This is a genomic window from Serratia marcescens subsp. marcescens ATCC 13880 (assembly GCF_017299535.1).
GTDB classification, from domain to species: domain Bacteria; phylum Pseudomonadota; class Gammaproteobacteria; order Enterobacterales; family Enterobacteriaceae; genus Serratia; species Serratia marcescens.
Genome location: NZ_CP071238.1, coordinates 3,117,106 through 3,131,150 on the forward strand (window position 1 = coordinate 3,117,106; position 14,045 = coordinate 3,131,150).

A 14,045-nucleotide genomic window follows, 5' to 3' on the forward strand; every position below is an offset into this window, starting at 1 on the left:
AAATCAATAAACTCATTATTATGCGGCGGCGTCCGTCAGACGCTTTTCACGGTTCAAGGTTTGCAACGCCGAGACATCAACGATCAAGGCCACGCTGCCGTCGCCCAGAATGGTCGCGGCGGAGATGCCCGGCACTTTGCGGTAGTTGCTTTCCAGATTTTTCACCACCACCTGATGCTGGCCAATCAGTTGATCTACCAGCAACGCATAGCGGCGGCCGGCGCTTTGCAGGATCACCACGATGCCCTGCGTGGCGTCGGTTTTGGCGCCGTCCACTTCGAATACCCGATACAGCTCCACCAGCGGCAGGTATTCGCCGCGCACCTGCAGCACGCGTTCGCCCCCGGCCAACGGATGCAGATCTTCCGCCTGCGGCTGCAGCGATTCCATCACCGCGTTCAGCGGCAGGATAAAGACTTCGTCGTTCACCTTGACCGACATGCCGTCGAGGATCGCCAGCGTCAGCGGCAACAGGATGCGGATGGTGGTGCCTTTACCGGCCTGCGAACGGATCTCGACGTGGCCCCCCATCTCCTGAATATTCCTTTTCACCACGTCCATGCCGACGCCGCGGCCGGAAACGTCGGTCACCTGTTCGGCGGTGGAGAAGCCCGGCGCAAAGATCAACATGCCGACCTCTTCGTCGCTCATGCTGTCGCTGACCGCCAGCCCTTGCGAAGCCGCCTTGGCGAGAATTTTTTCGCGGTTCAGGCCGGCGCCGTCGTCGATGACCTCAATACAGATGTTGCCGCCCTGGTGTTCGGCCGACAGCACCAGATTGCCCACCGCCGACTTGCCGGCGGCGATGCGGGTGGCCGGCTCTTCGATGCCGTGATCGAGGCTGTTGCGCACCAGGTGCGTCAACGGATCGATAATGCGTTCGATCAGGCTCTTGTCCAGTTCGGTGGAACTGCCCTGCAGCGTCAGCTCCACCTGCTTGTTCAGCTTGCCGGCCAGATCGCGCACCAGGCGCGGGTAGCGGCTGAAGACGTATTCCATCGGCATCATGCGGATCGACATCACCGACTCCTGCAGATCGCGCGCGTTACGCTCCAGCTGGCTCATGCTGTTCAGCAGATCGCCGTGGTTCACCGGATCGAGCGTGCCGGAGCGTTGCGCCAGCATCGACTGGGTGATCACCAACTCGCCCACCAGGTTGATCAGCTGATCCACCTTTTCCACCGCCACGCGAATGCTGGTGGACTCGCTCGCCTTGGCGCGCGCTTTTGGCGCTTCGGCCGCTGCCGCGGCCGGTTTGGCGGCAGGCGGCGCGGCGTCCGCGACCGCCGCAGGCGCAGGCTCCGGCACGGCGACCGCTTCCGGTAAGCTCGCTTCCACGGCGGCCGGTTCGCTCTGCATCGGCGTCGAGAAGCTGATTTGTTCCGGTTCCAGCACGAAGCACAGCACGGCGCTGATGTCGTCTTCGCTGGCGGAGGTGAGCAACGTCACGTCCAGACTGTGTTCCGTCTGATGCGGGTCTTTAACCTCGCCGAGGTTGCCCAGCTCTTCCAACATCAAGGGGATTTCACTGGCTTTCAGCCCGTTCAGGCTGATGCGCATGCCGCCCTCGATCGCCGCCGGCGCGGCCGATGGCTTAACGACAGGCTGCTGAACGGCCGGTTGAGCCGCAGGCGCCTCCTGCTGCTGTTGCGCTTCCAACGCCAGCTGGCGCAGCGCCTGACAAATGTATTCAAAGCTTTCAGCGTCAGGCTGTTGCGAGGTTTTATAGGCGTCCAGTTGCTCCTGCATAATGTCTTTGGTTTCCAGAAACAGGTTGATAATCTCGGTGCTCAGGCTCATTTCCTGGCGTCTTGCACCGTCCAGCAGGTTCTCCAGCAGGTGGGTGGTTTCCTGCAGCACCGAAAAACCAAAGGTCGCCGCGCCGCCCTTGATCGAATGCGCCGCGCGGAAGATGGCGTTCAACGGCTCGATATCGGGGGCCAGCGGATCCAGCTCCAGCAGGTGTTGCTCCATGTCGGCCAGCAACTCGTCTGCCTCATCAAAGAAGGTCTGATAAAAATCGCTAATGTCCATGCTCACGGGGTCACCTCTGGCTGTGAGTCGCGGTTAGTCGGTGCGGGTGCGGAAGCCGGTTGTTCCGGCGCCTGATCGGCCGGTGCTATCGCCGGGGATGCCTGCGGTGGAGCGCTTGGCGTTGGCGCCACCGGTTCCGGGGCTGTCGCCGAGGGTTCCGGCGTTTGGCTGGCCGGCGCGGTCGCCGACGGCGCCAGCTGCTTCAGACTGTCCGGTTGGGCGATATCCAGCGCGTTGCTTTCGGCATTTTCGTGCTCGATGCCCTCTTGCGTTTGCTTGTTCAGCACCAACACGGTGATGCGTCGGTTAATCGCGTCATCGGCGCCGTGCTGTTTCAGGCTCATGGTGGCCGCCATGCCCACCACCCGCAGCACCTTGCCTTCCGCCAGGCCGCCGGCGATCAGCTCGCGTCGGGAGGCGTTGGCGCGATCGGCCGACAATTCCCAGTTGCTGTAGCCGCGCTCGCCGGTGGCGTAAGGGATATCATCGGTGTGGCCGGACAGGCTGATCTTGTTCGGCAAGTCGTTGAGGATCGGCGCTATCGCCCGCAGAATATCGCGCATGTAGCTCTCGACCTGCGCGCTGCCGGTTTTGAACATCGGCCGGTTTTGGCTATCGATAATCTGAATACGCAACCCCTCGTCCATCATGTTGATCAGCAGATGCGGGCGCAGCGCCTTCAGGCGCGGATCGGACTCAATCAACTCATCCAGCTTTTCGCGCAGCTTGTTCAGGCGCAGCTCTTCGGCGCGCGCGTCCGGCGAATCGACCTGTTTTCTCACCAGGCCGTGCTGCTGCGTGGGATCGTCGCCGCCGCCAGGGATTGGGCTGCTCTCGGAGCTGCTCTTGTCGCCGCTGGTCAGGGCGACCTTGAGCGGCGTACGGAAATATTCGGCGATTTGCGTCAGCTCCTGCGGGCTGGCGATCGCCAGCAGCCACATCACCAGGAAGAACGCCATCATCGCCGTCATAAAGTCGGCATAAGCGATCTTCCAGGAGCCGCCGTGATGAGCGGCATGATGCGATTTGCGCTTTCTGACCAGAACGACCGGATGATTCTGTTTCATGCTTCTTCTTCTTCCGTCGCCTGCTGCGCCGGCGCTTTCACACGGCGCACGTGTTCTTCCAGCTCAACGAAAGAAGGACGTTCGGTGGTATACAGCGTTTTGCGGCCAAACTCGACTGCGATCTGCGGCGCGTAACCGTTCAGACTCGACAACAGCGTGACCTTGATGCATTGCATCATCTTGACGTTTTCGGCGCTCTTCTGGCGCAGCAACGTCGCCAGCGGCGAGATGAAGCCGTAGGCCAACAAAATGCCGAGGAAAGTACCGACCATGGCGTTAGCGATCAGCGCGCCCAGTTCAGCGGCCGGACGGTCAGCCGAAGCCAGGGCGTGCACCACCCCCATCACCGCCGCGACGATGCCGAACGCCGGCAAGGAGTCGCCCACCATCGCCAGACTGCCGGCGGGCACTTCGCTTTCCTGCTCGTAGGTTTCGATCTCTTCGTCCATCAGCGCTTCGATCTCGAACGCATTCATATTGCCGCTCACCATCAGCCGTAAATAGTCGGTAATGAACTCCACCAGGGTGTTATCGGCAAGGATGCGCGGATAATTAGAGAAAATTTCACTTTCTTGCGGATTATCGATATCAAACTCGAGCGACAGCATGCCCTGCTGACGCGATTTGGCCAGCAGACGGAACAGCAACGCCATCAGATCCATATACAGATCTTTGTTGTATTTGGAACGGCGCATCAGGCGCGGCAGGGCGCGCAGCGTGGCTTTGATCGCTTTGCCGTTGTTGCCGACGATGAAAGCGCCGACCCCCGCCCCGCCGATAATCAGAAACTCCGCCGGCTGATATAGCGCACCGAGATGACCGCCCACGATCAGGTAGCCGCCAAACACCGCGCCCAATACCACGAGATAACCCAAAATAACTAGCACACGCATTCCTTAAATTAACAATGTGGATGGAAGGTGGGGCAAACGCGCCCTGGCGCGACAGACCAGGCTGCATGTCTGGGGGCGGCATGCCGCCCCTGCGTATCACACGTCGGTATTCATTGCCGAGAGCCGGCAATGTGGCGGCTCAAATGGCGCGTTTGACCTGCTCGTCCAGCAGTTGAGGAATAATATCGGCCAGTTGCGGCGAAAGTTTACGTCTTTTTACGGCGCGGGATGGGGGTTGGCATAAACTGCAGATGAAACCATTCAGCGGCTGGTGCGCGTGGGTGATAAATGCGCCGCCGCAGCAGCTGCAGGCGGAAAGCTGCAACATGCCGCTATCGACGAAGCGCACCAGCGTCCAGGCGCGGGTCAGCGCCAGCAACGGCGCCTCGCCGGCCTGCTGCGGACACTGCTCGAGATAGAGGCGATAGGCTTTGATCACCGCCTCCACCCCGCTGCACTGCCCGCTTTTCATTAAAAACAGGTAAGCGTTGTAAAACATCGACGAGTGAATATTTTGTTCCCAGGTCATAAACCAGTCGGTTGAGAACGGTAACATTCCTTTTGGCGGCGGGCTGCCGCGTAACTCCTTGTAAAGTTTAATCAAGCGCCCGCGGCTGAGCTGGGTTTCACTCTCCAGCATCTGCAATCGGGCTCCCAGCGAAATCAGCTCCATGGCGAGCTGAATGTCCTTGGCTTCTTGAACGATACTTTTCTCAACCATCATCAGGCTCTTTTCTTCGTCGGGCTAGCGTCTTTACTCGATAGCTCTTGCAGTAAATGGCTTGATAGCAAAATGCCGGTATGGATTTGTTGCAGATCGTCGACGCGCGACTCTTTGGTCAGGCGTTCGATGGTCTGGCTTTCGTTAAAGCGGAAGTGGCAAACCAGCTGGTTGGTCTCGGCCAGTTTAACCATTTGCGGCAAAGTCAGCTGCGCCAGCGCATCGGCCATGGTTTCATCAATACCCAGGCGAAACATTGCGGACGCTTTTTCATCGTTGATCAAACGCTGTGCTAAAAGTAAATATGACAGATTGATGTCATAAATATGCTTAAGTAATTCAGACGTACCCATATTCCCCATCCCGACAGACTATGTTTAAAAACATACGCTGGGTGATAAATTTTATCGCCCGTGACTTGGGTTGTTTCCCAAAGTTGGCAAATTAATCTCTCAAAAACGACTGCTATAATTTTCGACAATCGCTAAATTCGACCACTGTTCAGTATTTGCTACGAGCGTAAACCAACGTGTATGGATGTACAGCATTCTGCTTCGATAGTGTTTAGTCACCATGAAACTATTTTTACAAATTTAATAAGATTATTCCTAAAGCAGCGCAACTCTACCCCCGAACCATTAGCACACACAATGTAAGTGAGAGGCAATTTTAAATACAATGTGACATAGATCACAAAAATAAAAAATAATTAAGCCAAATACACCCAAATACGTTCATTTATTGACCGCCAATTTGCTCACAAAACAGCCATAGGTAAAAAAACGTCTTAAAAACAATGTTTATCCGCCAAAAAATTATCTTTTTTAGATCAATTCGAACAAAAGCATCACCAAACCAAAATAACAGAACAAAAATCTGCATATAGGCAACAAACTCAGTATAAATAACCATTTGAGTTACTAAAAAATATCCAAGCTGAAAAATAACCAATGTAAACTATAAGGTTATTAGCTATCGGATTTGACTTAAGCCCTCCGCCTGAGGCTGTTCTAATTTTCAACATCAGGTGATTATGGCTTATCAATGATTCGCAGGCGTAGTGAACAAGCTAACAGACGTAACGATATGTTTCCGTATTAGCACGATGCAAGAATGCTTTTTTTTGAGTTAAATTTCCCCAAAACGTTATATCGGCGGCAACTCATAAAACTTTAATGCTTTTTATTTCTTTTTCTGACGCCGAGATAATTCCCCCTCACCCCAGAGATTATTTACATGGCTTTGGCTTTCATCACTTCATTGTCATAAAATAAAACGCAGTTTTGTTTTACTGTTGATATTTCGTCATCGAAAAAACGGTTTTTCAACGCAAGCAGCGGCGACAAACACCGCCCAATGCCGCGACGGCGCCACGGCCGGGTGAAAAAATCACCGCAAAAGAGGCCCGGCACGGCACCGCGCGCTGGTGCCCAGCACGAATGACGACGCGTCGGCCGTCAACCGCCCTGAGACTTTCCCTATTTCTCCATTAATCAGCAGGCTGAGATTGCTGACGGCGCACTGGCATATTATGATTTATCAAAGCGCCGCTACGGGCGGCGTGACATCATTACCCAGTGCAATTTATCTAATTGAAATGATTTTTGTCAGGTCGTACATCGCTGCCTCGACGGCGTCGCCGTGAGTCGCCATGTGTTATTCACCCGGCTTTAACTATTAACAGGCTATATTTTAATCATGACTGATACGCTCGAATATCTGCTGACATTTCGTAAATGCTCCTCTTTGGACAGCCTGGAGAAGGTGTACGACAAACTGAACTACTCCATTGAAAACGATACGGAAATGAGCAATATGTACCGTGCCGCCGATCACCGTCGCGCCGAGCTGGTTGCCGGTAAACTGTTCGATCTGGGCAAGGTGCCGAAAACGCTGTGGGCACAGGTGCTTTAATTCAGTGAAATTACGTGCGGCAACGGTTTTATCTTTTATTGCTATATAACCGGGATAAATTCAGCTTTTATTGCCGCGCGTGATATGAAACACATTTATTAGGCTCACCAGGTTCTACCCTTTATCCGACGCAGTGCTTCCACCAAGGCCGCCGATGCGGCAGCCTGAAACACGATGGATACAACAAGGAGTCGGATATGGGGTATCAAAACGTTCTGGTCACCGTCGCCGTTGCCCCTGACAGCCACCGCCTGGTGGAAAAGGCCGTCTCCATCGTTCGCCCTTACGGCGGCAGCATCACCCTGTTAAGCACCCTCGCCAATCCGGAAATGTACAATAATTTCGCCGGGCCGATGCTGGGCGATTTGCGCTCGCTGATGGAAGAGGAAACCCGGCTGTTTATGGAAGAACTGCGCCAACGCGCCGGCTACCCTATCGCCGATACGCTGATCGTGCATGGCGAGCTGGGTGACAGCCTGGCATTCGCCAGCCGCCGTCAGCCGTTTGACCTGCTGCTCTGCGGCAATCACCGAGACAGCATGATGAACAAAGTCTCCTGTTCCGCCGCCCGCTTTATCAATATCAGTCATATCGACGTGCTGATCGTTCCGCTCTGAGCTAAGCACATTCGGTCACGTCCCCTTAGCGCCCCTGGACTAGGCTTAACGGACCTTGTTTGCCGCAACACAAAGGAGCTTTCGATGTCCCCTTCTCAACAGAACCGCCGCTTCCTGCTGGCCTCGCGTCCGCACGGCGAACCGACGGCGGCGAACTTCCGTCTCGATACCGTCCCCGCACCGCAACCCGGTGCCGGCCAACTGCTGCTGCGCACCGTCTATCTGTCGTTGGATCCTTATATGCGCGGACGCATGAGCGATGCCCCCTCCTATGCGCCGCCGGTGGAGATCGGCCAGGTGATGGTGGGCGGTACGGTATCGCGCGTGGCGGCCTCACAGCATCCCGATTTCAACGTCGGCGATTGGGTGTTGGGATATGACGGCTGGCAGGAATATGCGCTGTCCGACGGCAGCGGCCTGCGCAACCTCGGCCCGCATTTGCCGCACCCTTCCCGCCTGCTGGGCGTGCTCGGCATGCCGGGATTTACCGCATACATGGGGCTGCTCGACATCGGCCAACCGCAGGCGGGTGAAACGCTGGTGGTGGCCGCCGCCAGCGGTGCGGTTGGTTCGGTGGTCGGCCAAATCGGCAAACTGAAAGGCTGCCGCGTCGTCGGCGTCGCCGGCGGTGCGGAAAAATGCCGCTATGTAGTGGAAGAGTTGGGTTTCGACGCCTGTATCGATCACCGCGCCCCAGACTTTGCCGAACGGTTGGCCGCTGTCTGCCCACAGGGTATCGACATCTATTACGAGAATGTCGGCGGGGCGGTGTTCGACGCCGTACTGCCGCTGTTGAACACCAAAGCGCGCATTCCGGTATGCGGCATCATCGCCCATTACAATGCCACCGGATTACCCGCGGGGCCGGACCGCTTGCCGCTGCTGGAGGGGCTGATCCTGCGCAAACGCATCCGCATGCAGGGCTTTATCATCTTCGACGACTACGGCGCTCGCTTTGACGAGTTCTTGCAACAAATGAGCAGTTGGGTCGAACAGGGGAAAATCAAGTTCCGCGAAGACATCGTCGACGGGCTGGAGCAGGCGCCGCAGGCGTTTATCGGCCTGCTGCAGGGCAAAAATTTCGGTAAACTGGTGATCCGCGTCGCCGACGAATAACCCGCAGCAGGGCGTGGTACGCCACGCCCTGCTTTTAATGTACGGCTAATGTACGGCGCCATCGCCGAATCGCACATCTTCCTCTACCGTCAGCGTCACCTGCACGACAGTGCGCACCGCTTCCACCATCGTCGCCAGCGCCATGCTCGGCTTGCCCGGGTGCGCTGCCGCCAGTTCATGGCTGTACGGAATATGCACGAACCCGCCCCTGACCCGCGAATGATGCGTCTCCAGATAGTGACGCAGACCATAAAAAATATGGTTGCAGTTGTAGGTGCCTGCCGTATAAGAGACCGCCGCGGGGATCCCCTGCCGGCGCAGTTGCTGCACCGCGGCCTTGACGGGCAGCGTACTGAAATAGCCCACCGGCCCGCCGGCCACCACCGGCACGTCAATCGGCTGTTTACCGGCATTGTCGGGAATGCGGGCATCGATCAGATTGATGGCCACCCGTTCCAGGGATATCTCGGCCCGGCCGCCGGCCAGCCCCAGACAAATCACCGCCAGCGGCTGCAATGCCTCAATCGCCGCGATCAACTGCTGATTGGCCACGCCCAATACGCAGGGCAGCTCGAGCACCACGATCTCCGCGCCGGCAATATGTTCACCGGCCAACGCCTGCGCAATCTGCCAGGAAGGATTCACCGCATCACCATCGAACGGCTCAATGCCGGTGATCAAGACTTTGTTCATCATTTCCCCTGATTGAAGGCTAAATTCGTGTACTTCCAGCCTAAAGAACGCAGTATGATTCTGGAAATGGATTATCTTTATATAGGGTATTCATGAAATGAATTTATCCAGCGTCGATCTCAACTTGCTGGTGGTGTTTGAGGCGTTGTATCAGACGCGCAACGTCACCGCCGCAGGCCGGCGTCTTAACCGCGCGCAACCTTCCGTCAGCAATGCATTGGCGCGGCTGCGCATTCTTCTGAACGATCCGCTGTTTATTCGCAGCGGCGGCGCCATGGCGCCCACGCCGCGCGCCCACCAGCTGATGCCGCAAATACAGCGGGTGCTTGAACAGATCCATCTGGCGTTGGCGCCCCCTGCCCATTTCGACCCGGCCACCGCCGGGCAGCGGCGTTTTACGCTGGCGGCCGGCGACTATGCCGATATCTTGCTGCTGCCCGCCATCATCAGCCGGTTGCGTCAGACTGCCCCCGGCATCGATATTCGCGTTTCGCGCCTGGATCGCCACAATATTTACCGGCAGCTGGATCGCGGTGAGGTGGATATCGCGCTGGGAGGGCACCTTTCCGGTGCGGAAAGCCACTATGTGCGCACGTTGTTTGAAGAACATCTGGTGTGTATCGCCAGCCGTTCACACCCACAGCTGGCGGACGGCCGCTGGGATCTGGCGCGCTACCTCAGCCTGCCGCATGGGCTGTACGCACCGGCAGACGACGGCTCTGCCAGAGGGTTGGTCGACCGGCGTCTGGCGGAAATCGGCGGCCAACGGCGCGTTGCCGTGACCTTTTCACACATTGCCGCTCTGCCGGCCGTGGTCGCCGACAGCGATCTGATCGCCACGCTGGCCGCCAGCGCGGCCAGGCATTTTTCCGATCCGCAACGCGTACGCATTCTCCCGCTGCCTGACGAGTTGGCCATCGCGCCTTTCCCCATTGAGCTGATCGCCGGCCGGCAGGCGCAACGCGACCCGGCTTTAATCTGGCTCTGCGAGCTGATAGGTCAACTCTCCTTCGCCTCCTCTCCACGCTAACGGCGGCATTCGCTGCATTTTCAACCGTTCAAACGCATGTTCCCAGGCCCGTCGGCGGGCCCTGGGACGCCCACCAAATAGGAATCATCCGAATTAACATTCGCCAAATTTATATATTTGATCATCTTTAACTGGCAAATGGTAAGGATAAAAAACAGTCAGTGACTTTTTTTACGTAAAAAAAGAGTTGTTTTATAAGCACGTTGACTTATGTGTTAGACATTTATTTTTTGGTATTACCAATTGCCCAATAATTTGAGATAAAAAATGATCTACCCGCATCCATATGTTTTAAATGATAAAAAACAAGATCGTGAGCAAGTTAACGAATTGAGCATTGATCCACAAGGCTATTTTGCAAATGCAGTGCTCTATTGTAGACTGCACAAATCGTGCCTTTGTGTAAACTTTGTTAAATCTTTCGTCAGTTCCTGTCTCCATTCGTGACAGATACGCCATCGGGATCGCGCGTCAATTCTCGTGCGGTAGCTATGCCTAAACCGGGGAATAGTATGGATCGTCTTATCATTGCGCACACGCCTTTGCCCGCCCATCAGCTGTTGTTCAGAAGCCTTTCCGGTGAGGAAAAACTGGCCGGCCTGTTCGAATTCGACGTCGAGCTGCTCAGCCCCGACAATCGGCTCGATCTGAAAGCGCTGCTGGGACAAAAAATCACGCTGGAGCTGCGGGGCAATCCGTTGGCGCCGCGTTATCTCAACGGCAATATCACGCGCATGACCCTCTCCGGGCGAGAAGCCGGCGGCAACCGTTACTATATCTACCGCGCCGTGCTGCGCCCCACGCTGTGGTATCTGACGCAAAACCGCGATTTTCGCATCTACCAGGAAAAGACCGTTCCCGACATCCTGACTCAGGTGCTGGGGCAGTATCAGGTGAAAATCGATAACCGCCTGAGTTACGACTACCGTATCTGGGGGTACTGCGTGCAGTACCAGGAGAGCGATTTCGATTTCATCAGCCGTCTGATGGAACACGAAGGCATCTATTACTATTTCACGCACCAGCAAGACGGCCATACGCTGGTGCTGGCTGACGCGCCGGCGGCGCATCAGGAACTCGCCGGCTACGCCAGCATTCCCTATCAGCTCGCGGAAGGCGGCCTGGTGGAAAACAAAGACAGCATCAATAGCTGGAGCGTTTCTGACGCCATCACGCCCAGCCTGTATAGCCTGGATGACTACGATTTTCGCAAGCCGCGCGCGCGGTTGCTGGAAGCCCGGCAAAATCCCGCCTCGTTCGCGCAGGACAAAGCCGAGGTGTTCGACTGGCCCGGCCGTTATACCGATCACGCCCATGGCCAGTTTTACGTCAAGGTTCGCCAACAGGAGTTCGAAGCGCAGCATGAGCAGATGAGCGGCGAAGGCAATTCGCAGGGCATTGCGCCCGGCTACCGTTTTCAACTGACCCAGGCGCCGCGTATGGAAGACAACCGCGCCTACCTGGTGGTCAGCGCGCATTACTTCATGCAGGAAAACAGCTACGCCAGCAACGATAACGACGTCGGCGAGCAGCGAACCGAATTTCAGGTCGTTCCGGCGGACATCAATTGGCGCCCGGCGCGCACCACGCCCTGGCCGAAAACCCATGGCCCGCAAACTGCCGAAGTGGTGGGCCCGGAAGGCGAAAGCATCTGGACCGATAAATATGGCCGGGTGAAACTCAAGTTCCGTTGGGATCGCCACGGCAGCGGCAACGAAACCAGCTCCTGCTGGGTGCGCGTCTCCAGCGCCTGGGCCGGCTGGAAATACGGCGGGATCCAAATCCCGCGCGTCGGTGAGGAAGTGGTGGTCGACTTTATCAATGGCGATCCGGATCGCCCCATCATCACCGGCCGCGTTTACAACGAAGACAGCATGCCGCCTTGGGATCTGCCCGGCGACGCCACCAAAATGGGCTTTATGAGCCGCAGCAAAGGCGGCGGCGTCGACAACGCCAGCTTCCTGTTCCTGGAAGACTCGCCCGGCAACGAATCTTTCGACATGCACGCCGAACGCAACATGAACATGACGGTGGAAAACGACAAGAACGTCAATATTGACGGCAGTCGCACCACCATCATCGGTCGCCAGCAGGACGACACCGTCACCGGCGACGCCACGTTCCTGTACAAAGCGAAACGCACCACGACGGTCAATGGGCTGGAAACCGCCAACCTGAACGCTCATCAGACGGTGAACATCAAAGGCGGCCGCGACCTGACGATTATCGACGGCGGCGATAAAATCGACATCACCGGCAATCAGTCCTTCAAGCTCGACGGCGCGCAGACGCAAAACATTACGCAAACCCAGCATGTCACGGTCAAAGGCAACCAGACCCTCGACATTACCGAGGGGCAACAAACCAGCACCATCAAACAAGGGCAAACGGTCAACATCACTTCCGGCGGGCAGCACACCACCATCTCCGCCGGCGGGCAGGAATTGACGATTAAAGGCGGCGGCCAAACCGCCACCGTAACCGGGAATGTCACCGAGACCTACAAAAACGATCAGAGCACAACGATCACCGGCACGCTGACCATCAAAGCGAAAACGATCAATATCACCAGCAGCGACGGCGTATCGGTGCAAACACCGAGCTGGAAAGACAACTGCCACGGCTTGAAATGGGTGGCGACCGGGGCTAACTTCGCCTTTTACGGTTCAAATCTTGCGTTGACAGGGGCCAGCCTGAAACACACGATGCTCGATATTTCGCACAACCCGCTGTCGATCAGCAAAACCAATTTCAAGCTCAGTAATGATCCCATGACGTTCACGCAGCTTGGCGCGCTGGTGACCAACGGTGCCTTACGATTGAGCACCAAGGCGCTGGCGATCTTCTTGTAAAGGGACACCCATGTCGAAGGCCAAAAATGTTTTCACCGTTATCGGTTTGATTTTATTGGCTCCCATTCTCAGCCTGGTGGGCTTTTTCAAATTCATCACGGTCGATATCTGGGGTTATTTCAAACATATCGGTTCTTCCCTCAGCGTGATGGAGAACGGTATTTCCGCCTCAGGGCAAATCGTCAGCATTCGCCAGACCAACCTGTGGGACGGGAATCGGCCGGTCTGCGAAGTCGAAGTCAAGTACATCGCCCAAGACGGGAAAAACCGTACGGCCGTGGCGAAAGGCCCGATCAGCGTCGTGGATCTGCCGCGTTATCAGCCGGGCCATTTCATCGCGATAAAGTACGATCCGAAGAATCCCAAAAAAGCGGTGATCGAAGAGCTTTCCCGGCTTTGAGCGAAAAGCATCCCTTCAATCACGCGATCCGAAACGGCTTATCGTTCATCAGTTCGCGAAATCACCTTGCATAAGGAAGTGTCACGATGGGCACGTTCATTGCCTTTTCGACGCAGGACAGCCTCTGGGGACAAATCCTGTTTACCTTCTTTGGCATCCTGGTTGGCTGCGTATTGCTCGCTGCGATCGGCAAAACCTTTTTGTCGGCCAACCGAGCGGCCACGTTGCCTTTGCGGCTGCTGATCTTTGTCGCGCTGATGCTGGCGCTCCTGAAATACAACCAGCAGGTGATGTCTGCGGTGAATGCCCCCGCAGAACTGATCGGATTGCTGATTTTTCCCGGCTTTTTGATGAGTTACCTGGGTACGGCGCCCACCGGCCGCCTGGCGCTGGCGATAGAGCTGCCCTGTTTTGCGGCGCTCGCCGCGCTGCTGATCCTGGGCACCGCCGACGTCGGCTTCTTTGCGCCCTATCACCTGGAGAGCGCCGGCCAATTGCTCGCCAAGGCGATCGCCGCGGCGTTGTCCGTGGCGGCTGTCCTGCTGGCTCGTGGAATAAGCGGAAAGGACAACGCACTGTCCTCTTGATCATCCATTTCGAAGCGGGGCGCTCCCCGCATTGGCGATCGGCTCTGAACGCCGCATCGTTTTCTTCATCTGTTGTGACATAGCCTGATATCTATTAAACCGAAAAACGGATTGTTTTTGA

Annotated in this window: 13 protein-coding genes; 7 read left to right on the plus strand and 6 right to left on the minus strand. The window is 56.5% G+C overall.

From position 1 onward, the window contains the following. Positions 1-18: 18 nt before the first annotated feature. From cheA to flhD, 5 genes are all read right to left on the minus strand, one after another. Positions 19-2,040 carry a chemotaxis protein CheA gene (gene cheA, locus J0F90_RS14920; protein WP_033640016.1) on the minus strand — a complete coding sequence of 674 codons (2,022 nt, stop codon included), beginning with the start codon at positions 2,038-2,040 and terminating at the stop codon, positions 19-21. Then, complete coding sequence (motB, locus tag J0F90_RS14925; RefSeq protein ID WP_016927283.1) at positions 2,037-3,101, minus strand: flagellar motor protein MotB; 1,065 nt, start codon at positions 3,099-3,101, stop codon at positions 2,037-2,039. The genes cheA and motB overlap by 4 nt, the downstream gene beginning before the upstream one ends. Then, entirely contained in the window at positions 3,098-3,988 is an 891-nt protein-coding gene (motA, locus tag J0F90_RS14930) for a flagellar motor stator protein MotA (RefSeq protein WP_015378266.1), read from the minus strand. Before motA ends, motB begins: the two co-directional genes overlap by 4 nt. 145 nt (positions 3,989-4,133) lie before the next feature. Beyond that, complete coding sequence (flhC, locus tag J0F90_RS14935) at positions 4,134-4,718, minus strand: flagellar transcriptional regulator FlhC (protein WP_016927281.1); 585 nt, start codon at positions 4,716-4,718, stop codon at positions 4,134-4,136. After that, positions 4,718-5,068: a flagellar transcriptional regulator FlhD gene (gene flhD, locus J0F90_RS14940; RefSeq protein ID WP_004934891.1), complete on the minus strand. Its 351-nt coding sequence runs from the start codon at positions 5,066-5,068 to the stop codon at positions 4,718-4,720. The genes flhC and flhD overlap by 1 nt, the downstream gene beginning before the upstream one ends. Positions 5,069-6,413: 1,345 nt before the next feature. On the opposite strand from flhD, the gene ydgT reads away from it, so the two are divergent. The 3 genes from ydgT (at position 6,414) to J0F90_RS14955 (ending at position 8,362) form a co-directional block, all read left to right on the plus strand. After that, positions 6,414-6,629 (plus strand): transcription modulator YdgT, encoded by a 216-nt coding sequence (gene ydgT / locus J0F90_RS14945; RefSeq protein ID WP_004934895.1) that lies wholly within the window; start codon positions 6,414-6,416, stop codon positions 6,627-6,629. 197 nt (positions 6,630-6,826) lie between these two features. After that, positions 6,827-7,246: a universal stress protein UspC gene (uspC, locus tag J0F90_RS14950; RefSeq protein WP_016927278.1), complete on the plus strand. Its 420-nt coding sequence runs from the start codon at positions 6,827-6,829 to the stop codon at positions 7,244-7,246. Between the two features lie 84 nt (positions 7,247-7,330). Beyond that, entirely contained in the window at positions 7,331-8,362 is a 1,032-nt protein-coding gene (locus J0F90_RS14955) for an NADP-dependent oxidoreductase (protein WP_016927277.1), read from the plus strand. 45 nt (positions 8,363-8,407) lie between these two features. On the opposite strand, the gene pcp is transcribed toward J0F90_RS14955, so the two are convergent. Next, positions 8,408-9,055, minus strand: a complete 648-nt coding sequence (pcp, locus tag J0F90_RS14960) for a pyroglutamyl-peptidase I (RefSeq protein WP_033641394.1) — start codon at positions 9,053-9,055, stop codon at positions 8,408-8,410. Between the two features lie 97 nt (positions 9,056-9,152). Between pcp and J0F90_RS14965 the strand changes: the two genes are divergently transcribed. The 4 genes from J0F90_RS14965 to J0F90_RS14980 all read left to right on the plus strand — a co-directional run bounded on the left by J0F90_RS14965 (position 9,153) and on the right by J0F90_RS14980 (position 13,924). Beyond that, entirely contained in the window at positions 9,153-10,085 is a 933-nt protein-coding gene (locus J0F90_RS14965) for a LysR family transcriptional regulator (protein ID WP_033640014.1), read from the plus strand. A gap of 512 nt (positions 10,086-10,597) precedes the next feature. Then, complete coding sequence (locus J0F90_RS14970; protein WP_033640013.1) at positions 10,598-12,937, plus strand: type VI secretion system Vgr family protein; 2,340 nt, start codon at positions 10,598-10,600, stop codon at positions 12,935-12,937. 10 nt (positions 12,938-12,947) lie between these two features. Further along, entirely contained in the window at positions 12,948-13,337 is a 390-nt protein-coding gene (locus J0F90_RS14975) for a DUF3592 domain-containing protein (RefSeq protein WP_016927272.1), read from the plus strand. Positions 13,338-13,423: 86 nt separating this feature from the next. Next, entirely contained in the window at positions 13,424-13,924 is a 501-nt protein-coding gene (locus J0F90_RS14980; RefSeq protein ID WP_033640012.1) for a hypothetical protein, read from the plus strand. Positions 13,925-14,045 lie beyond the last annotated feature (121 nt).